Source organism: Bradyrhizobium sp. LMG 9283 (assembly GCF_045571415.1).
In the GTDB taxonomy this organism is placed as follows: Bacteria; Pseudomonadota; Alphaproteobacteria; order Rhizobiales; family Xanthobacteraceae; genus Bradyrhizobium.
This window is the reverse complement of the sequence record NZ_CP120691.1, coordinates 2,002,211-2,022,452: the sequence shown is the minus strand read 5'-3', so window position 1 is coordinate 2,022,452 and position 20,242 is coordinate 2,002,211. Positions and strand designations below refer to the sequence as shown.

General features: G+C 64.7%; 17 protein-coding genes. 7 read left to right on the top strand and 10 right to left on the bottom strand.

Annotated elements, in window-relative coordinates:
• The first annotated feature begins 2 nt into the window (after positions 1 to 2).
• On the top strand, positions 3 to 1,037 hold the full coding sequence (hemE, locus tag P6U29_RS09355) for a uroporphyrinogen decarboxylase (RefSeq protein WP_407117324.1): 1,035 nt from the start codon (positions 3 to 5) through the stop codon (positions 1,035 to 1,037).
• Positions 1,038 to 1,210: 173 nt separating this feature from the next.
• Here the strand turns inward: hemE and hemC are convergent, their stop codons facing one another.
• Genes hemC through P6U29_RS09340 form a run of 3 tightly spaced genes read right to left on the bottom strand, consistent with a single transcriptional unit; the run spans position 1,211 to position 4,486 of the window.
• Positions 1,211 to 2,191, bottom strand: coding sequence for a hydroxymethylbilane synthase (gene hemC, locus P6U29_RS09350; protein ID WP_407117323.1), 981 nt, complete (start codon positions 2,189 to 2,191; stop codon positions 1,211 to 1,213).
• Positions 2,192 to 2,216: 25 nt separating this feature from the next.
• Positions 2,217 to 3,842, bottom strand: coding sequence for a GMC family oxidoreductase (locus P6U29_RS09345; protein WP_407117322.1), 1,626 nt, complete (start codon positions 3,840 to 3,842; stop codon positions 2,217 to 2,219).
• Between the two features lie 53 nt (positions 3,843 to 3,895).
• Positions 3,896 to 4,486: a TetR/AcrR family transcriptional regulator gene (locus P6U29_RS09340; RefSeq protein WP_407117321.1), complete on the bottom strand. Its 591-nt coding sequence runs from the start codon at positions 4,484 to 4,486 to the stop codon at positions 3,896 to 3,898.
• Positions 4,487 to 4,585: 99 nt separating this feature from the next.
• On the opposite strand from P6U29_RS09340, the gene P6U29_RS09335 reads away from it, so the two are divergent.
• Together P6U29_RS09335 and P6U29_RS09330 are read left to right on the top strand one after the other, a co-directional pair.
• Positions 4,586 to 4,951, top strand: coding sequence for a nuclear transport factor 2 family protein (locus P6U29_RS09335; protein ID WP_407117320.1), 366 nt, complete (start codon positions 4,586 to 4,588; stop codon positions 4,949 to 4,951).
• A 351-nt stretch (positions 4,952 to 5,302) separates the two neighbouring features.
• Entirely contained in the window at positions 5,303 to 7,264 is a 1,962-nt protein-coding gene (locus tag P6U29_RS09330) for a putative bifunctional diguanylate cyclase/phosphodiesterase (protein ID WP_407117319.1), read from the top strand.
• A gap of 212 nt (positions 7,265 to 7,476) precedes the next feature.
• On the opposite strand, the gene P6U29_RS09325 is transcribed toward P6U29_RS09330, so the two are convergent.
• The 4 genes from P6U29_RS09325 to pgm all read right to left on the bottom strand — a co-directional run bounded on the left by P6U29_RS09325 (position 7,477) and on the right by pgm (position 12,218).
• Complete coding sequence (locus tag P6U29_RS09325; RefSeq protein ID WP_407117318.1) at positions 7,477 to 8,457, bottom strand: PDR/VanB family oxidoreductase; 981 nt, start codon at positions 8,455 to 8,457, stop codon at positions 7,477 to 7,479.
• 11 nt (positions 8,458 to 8,468) lie between these two features.
• Complete coding sequence (locus P6U29_RS09320; protein ID WP_407117317.1) at positions 8,469 to 9,221, bottom strand: GntR family transcriptional regulator; 753 nt, start codon at positions 9,219 to 9,221, stop codon at positions 8,469 to 8,471.
• Between the two features lie 6 nt (positions 9,222 to 9,227).
• On the bottom strand, positions 9,228 to 10,277 hold the full coding sequence (locus P6U29_RS09315) for a Rieske 2Fe-2S domain-containing protein (protein ID WP_407117316.1): 1,050 nt from the start codon (positions 10,275 to 10,277) through the stop codon (positions 9,228 to 9,230).
• A gap of 294 nt (positions 10,278 to 10,571) precedes the next feature.
• On the bottom strand, positions 10,572 to 12,218 hold the full coding sequence (pgm, locus tag P6U29_RS09310) for a phosphoglucomutase (alpha-D-glucose-1,6-bisphosphate-dependent) (RefSeq protein WP_407117315.1): 1,647 nt from the start codon (positions 12,216 to 12,218) through the stop codon (positions 10,572 to 10,574).
• 225 nt (positions 12,219 to 12,443) lie between these two features.
• Here pgm and P6U29_RS09305 point away from each other — a divergent pair, with 225 nt between their 5' ends.
• Positions 12,444 to 13,580, top strand: a complete 1,137-nt coding sequence (locus P6U29_RS09305; protein ID WP_407117314.1) for an alpha/beta hydrolase family protein — start codon at positions 12,444 to 12,446, stop codon at positions 13,578 to 13,580.
• Between the two features lie 48 nt (positions 13,581 to 13,628).
• A complete protein-coding gene (locus tag P6U29_RS09300) occupies positions 13,629 to 14,435 on the top strand; it encodes a transglycosylase SLT domain-containing protein (RefSeq protein WP_407117313.1) in 807 nt (268 codons plus the stop codon).
• A 10-nt stretch (positions 14,436 to 14,445) separates the two neighbouring features.
• Here P6U29_RS09300 and P6U29_RS09295 read toward each other — a convergent pair whose 3' ends face one another.
• Positions 14,446 to 15,261 (bottom strand): response regulator, encoded by an 816-nt coding sequence (locus tag P6U29_RS09295; RefSeq protein ID WP_407117312.1) that lies wholly within the window; start codon positions 15,259 to 15,261, stop codon positions 14,446 to 14,448.
• A gap of 293 nt (positions 15,262 to 15,554) precedes the next feature.
• Here P6U29_RS09295 and P6U29_RS09290 point away from each other — a divergent pair, with 293 nt between their 5' ends.
• On the top strand, positions 15,555 to 16,715 hold the full coding sequence (locus P6U29_RS09290) for an acyltransferase family protein (RefSeq protein ID WP_407117311.1): 1,161 nt from the start codon (positions 15,555 to 15,557) through the stop codon (positions 16,713 to 16,715).
• 72 nt (positions 16,716 to 16,787) lie between these two features.
• Positions 16,788 to 17,636, top strand: a complete 849-nt coding sequence (locus P6U29_RS09285) for an MBL fold metallo-hydrolase (protein WP_407117310.1) — start codon at positions 16,788 to 16,790, stop codon at positions 17,634 to 17,636.
• A gap of 55 nt (positions 17,637 to 17,691) precedes the next feature.
• Here the strand turns inward: P6U29_RS09285 and P6U29_RS09280 are convergent, their stop codons facing one another.
• Both P6U29_RS09280 and P6U29_RS09275 read right to left on the bottom strand, forming a co-directional pair.
• Positions 17,692 to 18,582, bottom strand: a complete 891-nt coding sequence (locus P6U29_RS09280) for an aldose 1-epimerase family protein (RefSeq protein ID WP_407117309.1) — start codon at positions 18,580 to 18,582, stop codon at positions 17,692 to 17,694.
• Between the two features lie 344 nt (positions 18,583 to 18,926).
• Positions 18,927 to 20,144 carry an acyltransferase family protein gene (locus P6U29_RS09275; protein WP_407117308.1) on the bottom strand — a complete coding sequence of 406 codons (1,218 nt, stop codon included), beginning with the start codon at positions 20,142 to 20,144 and terminating at the stop codon, positions 18,927 to 18,929.
• Between the last annotated feature and the right edge of the window lie 98 nt (positions 20,145 to 20,242).

Here is a 20,242-nt window from a genome sequence, read left to right as displayed (position 1 = left end):
TCGTGCCCAAGTCTGCGAAAAAGCCTTTCATCGATGTGCTCTCCGGCGAGCGCCAGACCATCCCGCCCGTCTGGATGATGCGTCAGGCCGGGCGCTACCTTCCGGAATATCGCGAGGTGCGCGCCAAGGCCGGCGGCTTCCTCGATCTCTGCTTCAATCCGGAGCTTGCCGCCGAGGTCACGCTGCAGCCGATCCGAAGGTTCGGTTTCGACGCGGCGATCATCTTCTCGGACATCCTGGTGATCCCCTATGCGCTCGGACGCTCGGTGCGGTTCGAGGTCGGCGAAGGCCCGCGGCTCGAGCCGCTCGACGATCCGGCCAAGGTCGCGACGCTGGCGCCGCGCGCCGATCTCGGCAAGCTTCAACCGGTGTTCGACGCGCTGAAGATCGTGCGTGGCGCGCTTGCTCCCGAGGTCGCGCTGATCGGCTTCTGCGGAGCGCCATGGACGGTGGCGACCTACATGGTCGCTGGCCACGGCACGCCGGATCAGGCGCCGGCCCGGATGATGGCGTACCGGCATCCCGAAGCGTTTTCCAAAATCATCGACGTGCTGGTCGACAGCTCGATCGAATATCTGCTGGCGCAGCTCGCCGCCGGTGCCGACGCGTTGCAGATCTTCGACACCTGGGCCGGCGTGCTGCCGCCAACCGAGTTCGCGCGCTGGTCGACCGAACCGACGCGGCGCATCGTGGAGGGCGTGCGCGCGAAGGTGCCGGATGCGAAGATCGTCGGCTTTCCGCGCGGGGCCGGCGCGCTGCTGCCCGCTTACGTCGAGGCAACCGGCGTCAACGGCGTCAGTATCGACTGGACCGCGGAGCCGGCCTTCATCCGCGAGCGCGTGCAGAGCAAGGTCGCGGTGCAGGGCAATCTCGATCCCTTGGTGCTGATCACGGGCGGCGCCGCGCTCGACGGCGCGGTCGACGACGTGCTGGCCAATTTTGCCCAAGGGCGGCTGATCTTCAACCTCGGTCACGGCATCCAGCCGGAGACGCCGATCGCCCATGTCGAGCAGATGATCAAGCGGGTGCGGGGGTGATCTTTCCGCCTCTCAGGAGGCGGAAACAAAAAAGTGCGAAAACAACCCCATGCACAGTAGGCAAGTCATTGAAAAATCTGGGCCGCTATGGTGCGGCGCACGAGCGCCTTTGACACGTCGGGCAAAACAGGCGCAGAATCGTACAATGGTCGGTTGTGCTCTCGCCGCAAGGCTCAGCGCGGCCGACTGCGCTCGATGATCTCCGCCGCCCCCTTCGCCAGCAAATCGAGTCCCACCGCACGGCCGAGCTCACGCGGGCGATCGGCCGGCCCGGTGCGCGAGGCTTCGATGATGGTGTTGCCGGAGAGGTCGAGCACGGAGGCGGTGAGCGACATCTGACCGCCGGCGATGGTCGAGTAGCTCGCCACAGGCGAATTGCAGTGACCGTTGAGCACCCACAGCACCTCACGCTCGGCATCCGCAGAGGCGTGCGCCAAGGGATCGTCGATCGATGACAGGATCTGTCGGGTCTGCCAGTCCTGCGCCGCGCATTCGACTGCGACGATGCCCTGCCCTGCCGCCGGCAGCATCTCCGCCGCAGTGAATTCGTACGCGATGCGGCCGGCAAGTCCGACGCGGTCGAGGCCCGAACGCGCCATGATCAACGCATCCGCCGGCCCCACGGCGCCGCCATCCGGCAGGCGCTGCTTCTCGCCATTGTCGAGTTTTCGCACGCGGGTGTCGGCGGCCCCGCGGAAATGGATCACTTCCACCTCCGGGAACAACCGCCGCGCATAGGCCGCTCGGCGCACCGCGTTGGTCCCGATCTTGAAACCCCTGCCGCGCGCCTGGCGCAGCGTCTCCAGCGTCACACCGTCGCGCAGCACCAGCGCATCGCCAGGCGGATCGCGCGACAGCGTGGCGCCGATGACGAGGCCAGGCGTGTCCTCGTTGCCCGGCATGTCCTTCAGCGAATGCATCGCCGCCTGCAATTCGCCCGACAGCACGGCGGCGCGGATCTGCGCCACGAAGGCACCACCCTTGCCGCCGTGCGGCAAGAGCTTGCTGGTCTGATCGAGATCGCCCGTGGTGTCGCACTTGACGATCTCGACGTCGAGACCGGGCACGGCGGCGGTCAGACGGCGCGCGATCTCTTCCGTCTGCGCCAGCGCCATGGCGCTCTTGCGTGTGCCGATCTTGAATCGAGTAGCCAAGCCCTGGTCCTTTCGCGATGGGGATCTACCGCGCATCCTCCAATATCATGTCGGAGGCCTTTTCGGCGATCATGATGATCGGCGCGTTGGTGTTCCCCGACACCAGGTCCGGCATGATCGAGCCGTCGACGACGCGAAGGCCCTCGAGCCCCCTCACCTTCAACCGCTGATCGACCACCGCAAGCGCGTCGTTGCCCATACGACAGGTCGAGGTCGGATGGTAGATGGTGCTGCCGCGCTCGCGGCAATAATCCAGGATCTCGGCATCCGTGGATACCTTCGCCCCGGGGTCGTACTCGCTGATCACGAACGGCTTCAGCGCCGGCGCGTTCAGGATCTTGCGCAGGATCTTGATGCCTTCGACGTTGGTGGTGCGGTCGGTCTCGGTTGACATGTAGTTGATGCGGATCTCCGGTGGCACGGTCGGGTCCGCGCTCTTGATGCGCAAGGTCCCGCGGCTCTCGGGACGGAGCTGGCACACCGAGGCGGTGAAGCCGGAGAAATCGTGCAGCTTCTCGCCCATCTTGTCGGTCGAGAACGGCAGGAAATGCACCTGGATGTCTGGCGAAGCCAGCCGCGGACTGGTTTTGAAGAACGCACCCGCCGTACCGGCCGCGATCGTCAACCAGCCCTTCCGGAACAGCGCATAGCGCGCGCCGGCCATGGTGCGACGAAGCGGATGATTGATGGTGTCGTTCAGCGTGACCTTCTGCGAGCACCGCATCACGATGCGGACTTGCATGTGGTCCTGAAGGTCGTGACCGACGCCCGGTGCGTCCAGCACCACCTCGAGGCCGTGCTTGCGCAGGAGATCGCCAGGGCCGACGCCGGAGAGCTGGAGCAGCTGCGGCGAGTTGTAGGCCCCGCTCGACAGCACGATCTCGTTGCGCGCCCGCGCGCGGCGCAAGGCAGCACCTTGCTGGTACTCGACACCGACGGCGCGGCGCCTCTCGAACAGGATGCGCTGGGCGAGCGCGCCCGTCTCGATCTTGAGGTTGCTGCGCGTCTTCGCGGGGCCGAGATAGGCCACCGCCGTCGAGGCGCGCCGGCCGTTGCGCGTCGTGGTCTGGAACAGACCGACGCCTTCCTGCGTCGCACCATTGAAGTCGGGATTGTAGGGCAGACCGGTCTCGACGGCGGCATCGATGAAAGCCTTCGACAAAGGATCGGTCACGATCATATTGGAGACCGGCAGCGGTCCGCCCGTGCCGTGATAGTGATCGGCGCCGCGCGACTGGTTCTCGGCCTTCTTGAAATAGGGCAGCACATCGTCATAACCCCAGCCCGTGTTGCCGAGCTGGCGCCAGCGGTCATAGTCCTCGTGCTGACCACGGACATAGAGCAGGCCGTTTATCGAGCTCGATCCGCCCAGCGTCTTGCCGCGCGGCTGGAACACCTGGCGGCCCTTCAATTCGGGCTCCGGCTCGGTCTGGTACATCCAGTTGACGGTCTTTTCCTTGAACAGCTTTCCGTAGCCGAGCGGGACGTGGATCCAGATGTTGGAGTCCTTCGGGCCTGCCTCGAGCAGGAGCACGCTGTGCTTGCCGCTCGCAGAGAGCCTGTTGGCCAGCACGCAACCGGCGGAGCCGGCGCCGACGATGATGTAGTCGAACTCGGGATCGCTGGGTGCGAGAGAGGAATTTGCGTTCATGCGCTACTGTTCTTCTTGTTGTGTTGGCGTTTCCGTTGACGTCAGTAGCACAATCATTGCTTGACGCGCAGCGCCTCGACCAGCGACTTGAACGCACGGGCATATTCCGCGCCTGCCGTTGCGATATCGGCACGGCCAGCGCAGGCGACCGCGGCCTCCGTCACCGCGCCGAGCAGCAGTCGCGCCAAGGGCTCGACCGGCTGCCGGGCGATCAGGCCGGCCTCCATCGCTGCGGAGAGCGCGCGCGGCATCTTGCCGCCGAAGTGCTGCGCATCGATCTCGCGCCAGCGCTCCCAGCCGAGCACGGCCGGACCGTCGCGCAGGATGATCTGGCCGGTCGGGCCCTTGGCGGTCGCGGCAAAGTAATGCTGGGTGCCGGCGACCATCGCGGCGAGCACGTCCTTTTCGGTGCGCGCTGTGCTGTCGATCTCGATCACGAGGTCGCGCGAGACCAGGTCGAACACGGCCTCGAACACCGCCTCCTTGGTCTTGAAGTGATGATAGACCGCGCCCTTTGCGATGCGGGCGGCCTCGGCGATCTCGTCCATGGTGCTGGCGGCGAAGCCGTGCGTGCCGAACAGGCGGCGCGCCGCCGTGAGGATCGCTTCAGTGGTCGCCGCGCGCCGTTCCGCCTGTTTCGCCATGTGTCTCGTCTAGTCCATTCGGCCATCGGCAGCCAGTTGACTTTCCGACTACCGGTCGGTATTTACCGACTTACAGTCGGTTTTATCGTGAGGTGCGCCATGCCGAGCCGCGAGGTCGTCGAAGCCTTTGCCAAGCGCCTGGAGGACGGGGACTTCGTCGGCGCGATCGAGCAGTTCTGCACGCCTGATGCCGTGACCTACGAGAACAACGCCGCTCCGACGGTCGGCCGCGACAAGCTCGTCGCCAAGGAGCGCGGCGTGCTGGCGGCCACCAATGAGGTCAAGGCCGAGCGGATCGGGCCGAGCCTGATCGAGGGCGACCACGTCGCGACCCGCTGGAGATTCAGTTTCACGAATGCCGAAGGGGTGACGCGGACGCTCGACGAGATCGCCTGGCAGACCTGGCGGGGCGATCAGTTGATCGAGGAGCGGTTCTACTACGATCCGAAGCAATTGGGGCGGTGAACCTCCACGATCGCTGGAGGCAATCGATGGGCATCAAAGCTTGAAGCGCTGAAGCCTCCCAGGCGTCATGGCCGGGCTTGTCCCGGCCATCCACGTCTAGCCACGCGCGTCGCAGAACGTGGATGCCCGGGACAAGCCCGGGCATGACGACCTCGTGGATGCTACGATGTGAGAGCCCTCGTAACACCGCGGACGCGCATTTGTATCGATTTGTTATCGATACGTGGGCTTTGCCACCTGGAAGTGATCGCGGGGATCGCCACCAGGCGTGGAAAATTCATAGTTCGTCAAAGGTTTGCAGCGAATTCTGCGGATCGAGCTGGACGAACGGCCCTGCTGCTAGGCTCTGGAATGCGGACTCAACTGACCACCTATTTCGCGCGGCTATTCGCCGGCGATCTCTCGGCGTTCGGCGGTCCCGCAACGGACGAAGCCGTGGCGGGCAACATCCGTGCCGAACAGATGTCGCTGGTGCTCGGCTATTCGGTCGGCATCATGCTCGCCAACGCCTGCAACGCGATCGTGCTCGCCATCGCGCTGTGGCAGTCGCCGGACAGGATGCCTGCCCTGATCTGGGCGGCGGCTGTCGCCGGCGCCGCGATCGGATTTGGCCTGCAATCCCACAGGGCGCGCCGCATCACCAAGCCGCAATTCGTCTCGCGCAGAGCCATGCACCGGCTGGTGCGCAACGCCTTCATCCTTGGCTCCGCCTGGGGCATCGTCCCGGTCGCCTTCTTCGCCAATGCTTCGACCGGTGGTCAGCTCGTCATCACCTGCCTGTGCTCGGGCATGCTGGCCGGCGGCGCGCTGGCCTTCGCCACGATCCCGATCGCGGCCATCACCTTCACGGCCCCGATCTTCGTCGGCATCGCGATTTGCCTCGGCAGGAACGGCGACCTGGCCTTCCTGCTGATCGCCTTTCTCGTCGTGGTCTATGGCAGCGTGCTGCTGCGCAGCGTGTTCGTCAATTCGTTCGCGTTCGCGCGGCGCGTGATACGGCAGATCGAGGCGGAGCGCACGGTGCGCCAGGACCCGCTGACGCAGCTGCCCAATCGCTTCGCCTTCAACGAGACGCTCGACGCCGCGCTGAAGCGACTCGCCTTGTCAGGCGAGGAGTTCGCAGTGCTCTTGCTCGACCTCGACCGCTTCAAGGAGGTCAACGACAAGTTCGGCCATCCTGCCGGCGACGAGTTTTTGGTGCAGGTCGCAGGCCGCCTGCAACGCTGCACGCGCGCAGCCGAGCACGTCGCGCGCATCGGCGGCGACGAGTTTGCACTCGTGATGGCCAATCTGGCGCGGCCGGAGGATGCGCTCGAAATCGCCGAACGATTCGTCGCGGTCTTCACTGAACCGTTCCAGATCGAAGGCCGGCAGATCGCCGGCGCGACCAGCATTGGCATCGTGCTGGCGCCACGCGACGGCAGCACGCAGCTCGACGTCATGAAGAATGCCGATGCCGCGCTCTATCGCGCCAAGAAAGCGGGACCCGGCACGATCCGCTTTTTCGAGGCCAGCGACGACAGGGTGTCACGCGACCGCAAGGCGCTGCAGTCAGACCTCCGAGGTGCGATCGCGCGAAACGAGCTGTTCCTGGTGTTCCAGCCGTTCCTCGATCTCCGCGACAACCGGATCACCGGCTTCGAGGCGCTGTTGCGCTGGCAGCATCCTTCGCGCGGACTAGTGCCGCCGAGTGAATTCATACCAATCGCGGAGGAGACCGGGCTGATCCACGAGATCGGCGAATGGGTGATCCGCCGCGCCTGCGCGACCGTGGCGCAATGGCCGGAAGAGATCAGGGTCGCCGTGAATTTCTCCGCGGCGCAGTTCCACAACACGGGCATCCTCCAGATCATCGTGCAGGCGCTCGCCGATGCCAAGATCGCCCCGCACCGGCTCGAGATCGAGATCACGGAATCGATGCTGCTGTCGAAATACGGCTCGGCCGAGACGGTCCTGAACGCGCTGCTGGAGCTCGGCGTCACCTTGGCGCTCGACGATTTCGGCACCGGCTTCTCCTCACTGACATACCTGCGCAAGCTGCCGTTCAGCCGCATCAAGATCGACCAGTCCTTCATCCGCGACATGCTGATGCAGCCGGACTGCGCCGCGATCGTGAAGTCAGTGATTTCGCTCGCGCGCGACCTCAACATCGGCGTGGTGGCAGAGGGCGTCGAGACCGCCGACCAGCTCGAATATCTGCGCCAGATCAGTTGCGACGAGGTGCAGGGCTATCTCGTCAGCCGGCCGGTGGCGGCGGATGGCGTGCTGGCGCTGCTGGATACGAAGAACCTTCGGGCGATTTACGCCGCGTAGGTGCGATGGCTTGGGATTCGTGTTGCCACGAAAGCCGGTGCGCTCCCTCCCCCGCCTGCGGGGGAGGGTTGGGGAGAGGGTATTTCCACAGAGGGATTCCCCCAGAGGACAGAGCCCTCACCCGGCGCTTCGCGCCGACCTCTCCCGCAAGCGGGAGAGGTGGAGACCGCGGCGCCGCCCTTTTCATCCCAATAGTATCGGCCCCGGCTCGATCAGATCGCGTCCGCCCGCAGCAGCGTGTCCACGGTGATTGTCCCCCGCGCGCGGGAGACGCAGGCGCAGATCTTCTGGTTGCTCTGCTTCTGATGGTCGCTGAAGAAGACGTCGCGATGATCGATCTCGCCGTCGACCGCGACCACGTCGATGGCGCAGAGGCCGCATTCGCCGCGTTTGCAGTCGTACATCACGTCATGGCCGCTGGCGTTGAGCACGTCCAGCATCGAGCGCTCGCGCGGGATCTCGAGCTCGATGTTCGAGTCCTTCAACCGCACGCGAAAGGTCTCGGTCGGCAGCGTGCCGCTGGAGCCGAAGGTCTCGTAGCGGAGATCGGGCAGTGGATGGCCGGCGCCGCTCCAGGCATGGCGCGCAGCATCAAGCATGCGCATCGGGCCACAGAACAGGGTCAGCGTTCCTCGCGGCAGTGAAGCAAACAGGGCGTCGAGATCGAGCCGGTTGCCTTCGTCGCTGGCATGAACGACGAGGCGGTCACCAAGCATCGCGGCGAGATCGTCGAGATAGGCGGCCTCACGGCGCGAGCGCACGGCATAGTGCAGCGTGACATCCACCCCGCGCCGCGCCAGTGCCTGCGCCGCGCCGAGGATCGGGGTGATGCCGATGCCGCCGGCGATCAGGCAGTAGTTTTCGCGCGCCCAGTCCACAGCAAGCAGCGAGGCGGGCTGGGTGATGTCGAGCCGCGCGCCGGGTGCGAGCTGCCACATGTAGCGCGAGCCGCCGCGGGAATCCTCAGCGCGGCGCACCGCGATCTTGAAGCCATGCGAAGAGGCTTCGCCGACCAGCGAATAAGACCGCGTCTCCGGCAGGCCGTCGATGGTGAGGCTGACATTGATGTGGCTGCCGACCGGATAGGACGTGACGTCGAACTGATCCGGCCTGATCAGAAATTCGCGGATGCCGGGCGCGAGATCGCGCGTCGAGACGAGTGTCGCCGGAATCCAGGTTTCGATGAAGCGCATGGTGACTGCCCTCAATCGGTTGCGGTCTTGATCAGCGCGAGCGCCGGCAAGAGGTCGAGATGGGTGCGGTTGCGCAGCGCGAGCCGCAAGTTTCGCACCGCGAGCCGGGCATGCTCGCGCATAATGGCCTCAGCGCGCGCGCCTTCGCGGTTCTCGATGGCGTCGATCACGACGCGATGGTGCTCCTGGGCGATGATCAGGATCTGCTGCGCCTCGGGCAGCGCCGACTGCGCCATCACGAAGCCGCTTGGCGATGCGAACGGCAGCGCGGAGGCGCGGTCGATCTGGCGGATCAGGGGCGGGCTGCGCGACAATTCCGTGAGCAGCGCGTGGAAGCGCGCATTCAGCGTGACATAGGACGAGAAGGCATCGACCGAGATCGGCACCTGGCGGAGCAATTCGTCGATTGCGGAAAGGCACTCCTTCAGCGGTTCAAGCTCGCGCGCGGAGACGCCGCGCTCGGCGGCGAAGCGCGCGGCGAGGCCCTCCAGCGTGCCGCGCAGTTCGATGGAATCGGAGATGTCGCGCTCGGAAAACGCCTTCACCATGAAGCCGCCGGAGGGGATGGCTTCCAGCAGGCCCTCCTCCTCCAGCCGCACCAGCGCCATGCGCACCGGCGTGCGCGAGGCGCCTGTTGTCTCCACCGCCTGAAGCTCGGAGATGCGCTCGCCCGGGCGCAAGGTGCCCGACAGGATCTGATCGCGCAGCGCGAGCTGCGCCTTCACGGTCTGCGAGATGGAGCGATCGACTTCACGCTCGGCCATGACCTGCTACTCCGCGGCCTGGAGGTGGGTCGGCGCGTTTTCCTTCGCCACCATGCGGTCGATCAGCTTGCGCGACCACATCGCGCCGGCGTCGATGTTGAGGTTGTAGAAGATGCGGTCGGGGTTCTCGTCCATCGCGCGCTGCTGCGCTTCGAGGATCAGCTCGTCCTCACGGAAGATGCCGGAGACGCCCTCGCGGATCTCGGTGGTGATGCGCTGCTCACTGATTCGATAATTGCGCACGAAAGCCCAGAAGTAATGGCAGGTCTTCTCGGTCTCCGGCGTGATGGTGTTGAGCACGAAGCCGTTGACGCCCTGTGAGCGGTCGCCTTCCGGCGCGCCGGTGCCCGTCGGCGCCACGCCGACGTCGATGGCGATGGTGCACGGCGCTTCGAAACGGATGATCTGCCAGCGGTCGACGAGGCCGGGCTTGCCGAGCTGCTTGGCCCAGAACGGCGGAGCCTCGATGCCGCGCATCCAGCGCGTCACCGTGACCGTCTTCTCGCCATGGGTGACGTCGAAGGGTGCTTCCGCGACCGCATCATTGCCGATCGAGGAGCCGTGCACAAACGTCTCGTGGGTGAGATCCATGAGATTGTCGAGCACGAGGCGGTAGTCGCAATTGACACGGATGGTCTTGCCATCGCCGGCCCAGGCGGGATCGTCGTTCCAGTGCATGTCGGGCACGAGCGCGGGATCGGCGAGCGCAGGATCGCCCATCCAGAGCCAGATGTAGCGGTGGCGCTCGACCACGGGATAGGCGCGCACGCAGGCCGACGGGTTGATGGTCTCCTGCGAGGGCATGAAGGTGCAGCGCCCCTGCGCATTGTATTTCAGGCCATGATAGCCGCAGACGACGGTGTCGCCCTCGAGCCGGCCCTTGGACAGCGGCACCAGGCGATGCCAGCAGGCATCCTCCAGCGCGGCCACCGAGCCGTCGGCCTTCCGATACATCACGACATGCTTGCCGCAGATCGTCCGCGGCAACAGCGCCGGCTTCACCTCGGCGTCCCAGGCGGCGGCGTACCAGGCGTTCATGGGGAAGGGTTTTGTCATCGGTCTCACTCCCACAGCTTATGTATGCGCTATGTATACAATAGCGGATGAGCGGAGGCACTTCAAGCCCAGGATGCTGTATCTAATTACCGATAACCGATGTGATGTATACATCCATAACCGCGGGTCATCCTCCGCGAAGGCGAGGAATCCAGTACCCAGCGGCGGACATCGGGTTCAAACAACTGAAGCCGCGGCGTGCTCGATCACCCGCTTTCGCGCGTGATGACAGCGGAGAATGCGGCGAGCGCTCCCGTCGGAGCGGCAAGCCCAAAGTGCTCGGCCTCGACGCGCTTACGCCGCGAACACCTTCGCCAGGCCGGCCTTGGCTTCTTCTTGAATTCGCGTCAGGTGATCGGGGCTGCGGAAGCTTTCGGCGTAGATCTTGTAGACATCCTCCGTCCCCGACGGCCTTGCGGCGAACCAGCCGAAATCGGTTTCGACCTTGATGCCGCCGAACGGCTGGCCGTTGCCAGGCGCCTTGCTCAGCGTTGAGCGCACCGGATCGCCGGCGAGCTCCTTGAGGCCGAGTTGCTCGGGTGTGACGGACTTCAGGATGTTCCTTTGCGGCCCGGTCGCGGCAACGTCGATGCGCGCGTAATGGGGCATGCCGAACTCGGCGGTGAGATCGCCAAAGAGCTGGCTGGGATCGCGACCGGTCTTCGCCATGATCTCGGCAGCCAACAGGCCGAGAATGACGCCGTCCTTGTCGGTGGTCCACACCGTGCCGTCGCGGCGCAGGAACGAGGCCCCCGCACTCTCCTCGCCGCCGAAGCCGAAGCCGCCGGTGAGCAGGCCGTCGACGAACCATTTGAAGCCGACCGGCGTCTCGACCAGCTTGCGACCGAGCTTCTTGGCGACGCGATCGATGATCGAGCTCGACACCACGGTCTTGCCGATCGCGGCGTCCTTGCCCCAATTCGGGCGATGCGCAAACAGATAGGAGATCGCGGTCGCCAGGTAATGGTTCGGATTCATCAACCCACCGGTGCGGGTGACGATGCCGTGGCGGTCGGCGTCGGTGTCGTTGGCAAAGGCGACGTCGAAGCGGTCGCGCATGCCGATCAGGCTCGCCATCGCGTAAGGCGAGGAGCAGTCCATGCGGATCTTGCCGTCCCAGTCCACCGTCATGAAGCGGAAGGTCGGGTCGATCGCCTCGTTCACGACGGTGGCGTTCAGGCCGTAGCGCTCGATGATCGGATGCCAGTAGTGCACGGCGGCACCGCCGAGCGGATCGATGCCGATATTGACGCCGGCGGATTTGACGAGATCGAGATCGACGACATTGCCGAGATCGGCGACGAAAGGCGTGACGAAGTCATAGGTGTGGACATTCGAAGCCTTCCGCGCCTTGGCATAGTCGATGCGCTTCACGTCCTCGAGGCCGCCGGCGAGATAGGCGTTGGCGCACTTCTCGACGACGCCGGTCACGTCCGTATCGGCCGGGCCGCCATGCGGCGGATTGTATTTGTAGCCGCCGTCTTCGGGCGGATTGTGGGAGGGCGTGATGACGACGCCGTCGGCGAGGCCGCTCGTGCGGCCCTTGTTGTAGGTGAGGATGGCGTGCGAGATGACGGGCGTCGGCGTGTAGCCGCCATCCTTGTCGATCATGATTTCGACGCCGTTGGCAGCGAACACCTCGACGGCGCTGACCAGCGCCGGCTCGGCCAGCGCGTGGGTATCGATGCCGATGAAGAGCGGGCCGGTCAGTCCCTTTTCTCTTCTGTAATCACAAATCGCCTGCGTGGTCGCGAGGATGTGGCCTTCGTTGAACGTGTTCTTGAACGAGGTGCCGCGATGGCCCGACGTGCCGAACGCCACGCGCTGCGCGGGGTCCGACGCATCCGGCTTGCCCGCGAAATAGGCCGTCACCAGCCGCGGAATGTTGGTGAGCGCGTCCGGCGAAGCCTGCTTGCCCGCCGCGGGATGAACATCAGCCACTGAAATATCCTCGTCCTGTCGCAACAGAGATCACGGAGTACCATAGCATCGGCCCGGGCCGCGCCAAGGGCACAACACGCGCGGCGGGGAAGGCGTTCCTTGGGGATTACCGTAGCCCGCATGAGCGCAGCGACATGCGGGACCATCTACCCCGGATGTCGCTTCGCTCATCCGGGCTACAGGACATGCTATGCTTCCCGCCATCGAGGCCCGTCGAATCATCCTATGGCTCTGTCACGCAAGCTGCTTCTGCTGATCGCCGGCCTCGTCGCGGCGGTGGCGCCGGCGCGGGCAGCGGAATTCTACACCGAGGACCTTCGCATCCCCATGGCGGAGGCGGGGCCGCAGGGGCTGGAGGCGTTCCTGGTGCGCCCGACGGGAACGAAGCGCTATCCGCTGGCGCTGCTCAGCCACGGCTCGCCGCGCAAGTTCGAGGACCGCGCGACCATGTCGGCACACAAATATTACGGCATCGCGCTGGAATATGCCCGGCGCGGCTTTGCCGCGCTGATCGTGATGCGGCGTGGCTACGGCACCTCGCCCGGCGGACGCGTCGACACCGTCGGCGGTTGCGCGAAGGCCGCGTACCTGCCGGCGGCTGCGGTCGCCGTTGCCGATCTGCGCGCCGCGATCGATGCGATGGCGCACCGGGCCGACGTGACGACGTCAGGCATGATCGCGGCCGGCCATTCCGCCGGCGGCCTCGCCACAGTCGCGCTGAGCGCGCAGGCCCCGCCCGGTCTCGCCGCCGCGATCAGCTTCGCCGGCGGCCGCGGCTCGCGCGACGACGACGATGTCTGCAATCCGGATGGGCTGGTGCAGGCCTTCACCACCTTCGGCAAGACCTCGCGCGTGCCGATGCTGTGGGTCTATGCGACCAACGATTCGTATTTCGGTCCCGACCTCGCGCGCCGCCTCCATGACGGCTTTCGCACCGGTGGCGGCAACGCCAGCTTCATCGCAGCGCCGCCTTACGGCGACGACGGCCACTATCTCTATTCGGTCGCGGGCCGTCCGCAATGGACCCCGTATCTCGACGCCTTCCTGCGCGAGCGGGGGCTCGGCCATGACATCCTGAGACTGCCCGATCCGCTGCCGCCGCCGCACCAACTCAACGAGGCCGCGCGGGCCGAGTTCGCGCGCTATCTCGCAAGCATGCTGCCGCACAAGGCTTTTGCGGTGTCGCCGAACGGCGGTTACGGCTGGCGCGCGGGTCGCGCCACAGCCGACGACGCCCGGCGCGACTCGCTCGCGGCCTGCATGAAATGGTCGCCCGCCTGCACGCTCTATGCGGTCGATGACCAGCTGGCGGAGCCTTCGCAAGCAAGATCCACCGATCAGAGCGCGCGCGCGCGACAGTGACCTCGCGCCAGCGGCCGGTTTGTTAACTCCGGAGCGCTATGACAAACCATGCTGTGGGATCGGGCACGCTTCATTCTGGGCGCGATGTGGAGACACGTCGCGGTCGTCCTGCTTGTGTCGGCCCCGATCAGCGCACATGCCAGCGACGGCGATATCGACGGGTCGCACACGACCTCGACGATCGCGAACGCCAGGACGGAGCTCGGCGCCGGCGAAACGCCGTCGTCCCGGGCCATGATCCGGAAGATCATCGAGCGGGAAACCAAAAGCACCGGTTTGCCGGCCGATATCGCCGAAGCGGTCGTCTTCGTCGAAAGCGGCTATAACCCGGCGATCATCGGCAACGCTGGCGAAATCGGCCTGATGCAGGTGCGCCCCGAGACGGCGGCGATGCTGGGCTTCCGCGGGAGCAATGCGGAATTGGCCGAGCCTGATATCAATATCCATTACGGGGTGCTTTATCTCAGCCGGGCCTGGCATCTGGCGGGCGGCGACCTCTGTCGCGCCCTGATCAAATACCGGGCAGGTCATGGCGAAGAGGAGATGACCGCGCGGTCGCAGGTCTATTGTAACCGAGCCCGCAACCGTCTCGTCGCCATGAACGCCCCATCGGCAGGGACCGAAGCTGCGGCTGCTCCGGATTCGGGGCCCCCGGTCGCGGCTGTGGCTGTGGCTGCAGCTCCGGCCAAACCGGCGAGCCGCCCGAAGATGGCCGTGCAGCCCAAAGCCGTTTATGCCCGCTATCGTCAAGGCACCGCGGCCGCCAGCCGCGCCTATTGGGCCGCCCACGAGGCCCGCATCAGCCAGATCAAGGCGCGCATCGAAGCACGATGGAAGCGCGTCGCATCGCGCTGACGACGATGTCCTACAGCCGCTCACTGAGCGCGAGCTTGTAGCCGACCCCGGTGACGGTCGCGATCACGGGCGTGCCGCTGCCGACGAGCTTGCGGCGCAGCCGCGCCACCAGCGCATCGACCGTGCGGATGTCGACTTCGGCCTGACGGTTGCTGACGACCTCGATCAGATAGTCGCGGCTGAGCGGCCTGCCGTCCACCCCGACGAGCGCCGCGAGCAGATCGAATTCGGCGCGCGTCAGCGCCACCGGCTTACCATCGCTGCCGAGCAATTCGCGCCGGGTCAGGTCGATGATCCAGTCGCCGAACGCGATCGAACTGTGGTTGCGCGCCGCCTTGCGGTCGATCGAGCGCCGCCGCAGCACGCTGCGCGCACGCGCGAGCAGATCGCGCAAGTTGATCGGCTTGGTGACGTAGTGGTCGCCGGCGACCTCGAGACCAAGGATGCGATCGACGTCGGTGTCGCGCCGCGTCACGAAGATGATGCCCGCATTGCTGGCGGCCTGGATCTCCTTGGCGAGCTCGAAGCCGTCGCCGTCGGGCAGCTGCACGTCGAGGAAGACGAGATCGGTGCGCGAGCGCAGCGCCTGACGGCATTCCGCGCAGGAGCCGGCGCCGACCACGTCGAAATTGTTCTCGCTGAAATAGCCGACCAGCATGGTCCGCGTCACCGGATCGTCCTCGACCACGATCAGCCGCTCGCGGCCAGCCGGACGCAACTCCTGACGTGCGGAAGCGACCACGGTCTTGGGCGTCCCGTGTGCCTGCGGCCCGAGCTGCGAATTCAAGTCGCCGCGCAGCGCGCTGTCTTGTGAACGGACATTCACGGCTTGTTCGAGCCCCCGAAATTGCCTGCCGCGATACTAGGCGGGCTGTGATGCGCAAACAATATTGGTCATGGTCTCGAAGCATTAAGTATGAACTGGCGCACAATTCTCATTCCGCGCATCCTTGCGCGGACGGCCGCTCAAGCGGCTTCGCGCCAGCCCAAGGCCGCCGATCGCGCGCATCCGGCTTTGGATTGAGCCGCGGTTAACGTAAAGAAGGGCTTCGGCTTCGGAAAACCCGGTCGCGCCTCTATTGTCCCGCCTGCAAAACACGAAACAACGGAGCAGGCGTGATGCAGGGGCAGGCCCGGCTGGCTGCCGGTCGAACCGAGCAAGGCACGGCGCCTTTCGGACGTTCGCACACGCTCGACGTCCTGCGCGGTCTCGCCATTGCCGGCGTGATGGCGATTCACGTATCGCAGTCATTTCCGTCCAACATCCGCGCCGTCGATTTTGCCTTCATGTGCGGCTGGACCGGCGTCAACGTGTTCTATTTCGTCAGTGCCATGACGATGTGCCTGATGTGGACGCAGCGCAGCGAGGAAACGAATCCGGCCGGCAAATTCTACATCCGGCGTGCCTTGCGCATCGCGCCGCTGTTCTGGCTCGCGATCCCGGCCTACCTCGTCATCAACGGCACGGGACCGAGCGACAACGCGCCCAACGGCATCGGCGCCCTTCAAGTGATCTTGACCGCGACGTTCCTGCACGGCTTCTGGCCGGACAGCGTCAACAGCGTCGTGCCCGGCGACTGGTCGATCGCGGCGGAAATGACGTTCTATCTCATCTTCCCGCTTCTGATCACCGCGTTCGGATCGCGCCGCCATCTCTATCTCGCGCTGGCGATCGCACTGCACCTGGTCAATGTCTGCCTGTTCAAGCCGTGGGCCTTGGCGCTGTTCTCCGTCTATTACGGCCCCGCCCACGAGGCCTTCGTCTGGACCACGCTGCACATCAGCTTCCTGAACCAGCTTCCGGTCTTCCTGGTTGGATGCGCGCTGTTCTTTTCGCTGCGCGACGGTTTCGCCAGGTCCGACGCCGCCATCGTTGCCGTCTTCATCGCGCTGTCCTTCGTCGCCGACCGCGCGACCGGCTCGCATGAGTTCAACTATCTAATGATCAACCTCGTGCTCGGCGCGCTGGTGGCGGGCTGCATCCGCCTCGCGATCCGCTCACGGCCGCTCGAGGCGCTGGGCCGCAACTCCTATTCGATGTATCTGTCGCACTTTGCGGTGATCCATGGCGTGCGCCAGGTCTGGCCGCTCGCGGATGGACTGGTCTCGCTGCTCATCGCCTATGTCGTCACCGCCACTTTGAGCTATCTCGTCGCTCGCGCGACCTGGCATTTGATCGAACGGCGCGCCCAGGATCTGGCGCACCGTTTGACCTCCGCGGCACCGGACCGATCAAGTGTCCGGCCGACCCTCGCCGCCAACGCGGCCGGTCTGCCCTGACCACCAGCTCCGGCTTGCATTGTCGCCGCCTCCGAATCTAGTGTGAAGACTCTTCGCGCTGGAGGTGGCGTCATGGAGGTCATACTGCTCGGCACCGGCGGCCCGCGCCCGGACCCGCGCCGCATGGCGACCACCACGCTGATCAGGCTCGGCGACGAGAATATCCTGTTCGACGCCGGACGCGGCGTCGTGGTGCAGCTCAGCAAGGCCGGCGTGCCGCTCGGCGCCATCAACACGGTCTTTCTCACGCACCACCACTTCGACCACATCGGCGACCTCTACGACGTAATGCTGAATTCATGGATGCACGGGCGCAAGAACGAGCTGCGCGTCTATGGACCGCCGGATACCGAGCGGCTCGTCAGCACGCTGATCACCCAGGTCTACGACAAGGACATCACGTGGCGGGACAAGGGCGAACCCAGCTTCGGCGGCTGGAAGCCTGTCGACGCAACGGACATCGTGCCGGGTCCCGTTCTCGACACCGGGCGCTGGAAGATCAGCGCCGAACTGGTCTCGCATGGCGATGGCCTCGACATGCCGCCGGCCTTCCTCGCGCGCTGGATGTGTCTCGGCTACCGCCTCGAAGCGGAGGGCAAGGTCATCGCCATTTCCGGCGACACCGTCCCCTGCCCCGGACTCGAACGGCTCGCTGAGGGAGCCGACCTGCTGGTCCAGTGCTGCTTCCTCGCCACGCCGGAGATCAACAACGAGCATTTGCGCCGGCTTGCGAAATACACGATCGCCTGTGGCGACACGGTCGGCAAGGTCGCGGCCAAGGCCGGCGTCAAGAAGCTCGCGCTGACCCACCACCGGCCGCGCACCGACGATGCCATGTTGAACGCGCTGCTTGAGGATGTCAGGCGGGACTATGCGGGGCCGGTCGTGCTCGGTGAGGATCTCACGCGTATCGAGGTCTGAGCATCATCGAAGCACGCGCGCCGCAACTAATCATGCGTGCGGAAGCTGTTCGGCGTCAGGACGATCCGACCTCGATCCGGTAGGATAACTCTTCTTCAGCGCCCGGCGCGATATGCATCAGCCCCGGCTTGTCGGTGAACTCGCCTTGGAAGCCGGCGGGACTGGCATAGCCGCGCCAGGGCTCGATGCAGAGGAACGGCGCGCCTGAAGGTTTCGACCAGACACCGAGCTCGCGAAAGCCGCGCCATGACATTTTCAACCAGGGGCCCGTCGATGCACCCTGCCCCGCGGCATAGCGGACCGAAGTGCTCTCGAGCCGGTCGAAGATGATGGCGTCGCCGGTGAACAGGGATTCGGATAAGGGAAGCGACGTGCCTTTGACCGGGCTCGGCTCCACTGCCGAGCGCAGCAGTCCACCGTCGAGACGGCGGACCGGAGATGACTCTGCGCGTGCGAAGGTCAGCGCATAGCTCTCTTTTGTCGCGCCGGGCTGGAGCGGCCAATTGAAGGCGGGATGGCCGCCGACCGATGCCGGCAATGTCTCCTTGCCGGTGTTGGCGATCGTGAGGGTCAGATCGAGGCCGGAATCATCGATCGCATAGGCAGCGGTGAGCCGGAACGGGAACGGATAGAGTGCGCGCGTCGCCTCATTGTCATCGAGCACCAGGGTGCAGCGACTCTCGCCGCGTTCTGCCCACACAAAGCGGCTGTCGCGGGCAAAGCCGTGCTGGGTCATCCGATACGTCTTGCCTTGGTGCCGCAATTCGTCATTGGCAAGACGCCCGACGATCGGAAACAGCAGCGGCGCGTGACGCGGCCATTCCGGACCCGCCTGCCAAACGAATTCGATGCCGCCTCCGTCCTTGAGCGAGCACAGCTCGGCTCCGTGCGCCTTGATGGCCGCGCTGAGCCGGCCGCTTCGAATGGAGTGGGTTTCATCGCTCATGCGCGACATCTACACCGCGGTCTGATACGCAGCAAGGCGGCGCCAGCGGAGGCGTGACCGTCATCGATGGCGCTTGCTTGTACAGATCGTTGAAACGTAACAGAGAATTTGGTGTGGACCATCGCCAGCTCGACACCGCGGCTACGCGCAGCAACTCGCATGATCAGCGCCTAGGTTGTCACACCGTCGGACGTTCGGAGCAGTCGCGCTAGGCCGAATACAAAAGTAAGCCGCCGAGGTCCGCAACGCCCTCGACTTTGCCGCAGGACTGAGGCGCAGCCGCGAACTCGAGCACCGAACATACCTTCGACCCGCAGTCCCAGATGTCCCAGCAGGGCGTCCTGTCAGGACGATGCGACCGGTTTAGACTCAGCACGACGGGATACCCCAGCGCCGGTGAGCCCGTCGGAATTGGAGTTGCGCAACAGGAACAACGACCTCCAATCGCCTTGATGGCCAAATTCGATATAACGATAGCTCAGCGCACTTAGCAGGATCGTTATTGCAAGATACGGAAATGAAAGTCGAAGCGTGTCTTGCAACGGAGACGTATCGGGCGGGATCATTTCAACCATGATGATCGAATGCCACGCATAGATGCTGTAGCACATGCATCCGACGACTTGAATTGGCCACGCCTCGAACAAGCGATTTGCGGACCATGCCCCGCACAACACCGCCAGCAGCACCATGGAAAACCCGGCGCAAAAGATCGTGGCGTAGAGAATGCTCACAGCCCAGGGGCCGTTATCCTTTAGATATATTGCGGCAATCATCAGCAGCAGTCCGGGCAGCAGCCCGCGCGACTGAAATCTCCTGAGTGAAACGCTGTCTCTGGACTTGACGTAAAGATCGCAAACCAACATTCCGAAAATGAACTGGTAACACGACCCAAATATTCCGCCCACAAACGGGCGAAACATCCCAATTCGATCCACCACGATAAGATGCCCAGCCACCACGAAAGCTGAGCAGATGACGACACTCAACAGCAACAGTCTTCCAAGGCCGAAGCGCGCGATCAGAAGAATCAGCAGCGGAAACAAAAGGCTGAACCAGATCTCAACGCCTACGGACCACAATACGGGATTGGATGGGGGCATAAACCCGTGCGGCACAAAAATGAAAAGCGTAGATAACAGTCCGCCGAGCTCCAGATACCACGCATGCGATCCAGCGGGCGACTTGGCATGGAGTGCAACCGTCACGAGGACAACCGTATAGTAAAGTGGAAGCAACCGGGCTGCGCGATGCCAATAGAAATGCGGGAAGTCGGCGAGCCGATCGATGACTCGCTTCTTTGTGCGATAGGGCAGGTACAGAACGAATCCGGAGAGCACAAAAAAGATGTTTACGCCCAAGAAGCCGTGCTTCGCGACAATGGCCAGGAGACCATTCGGATCAAGTTCGCCGGGAAACGCCGGCGCGCTGGATGTGAACGGAACAAGCAAGTGAAAGAGGATCACCATCAAGATGGCGAGTCCGCGAAAACCGTTGACGGCCCCGATCTTCTGCGCGCGACTATCGGCTATGATGGTGGAACCTGGGGATTGTAACGACAAGACGGCGATCTCGGTATTCGTGGTTTCCTGTTTGCGATGTTCGCTACGTTGAGCGAGCTGTCAATCGATCGCTGTCGCATCACTCACGACACGTGCGA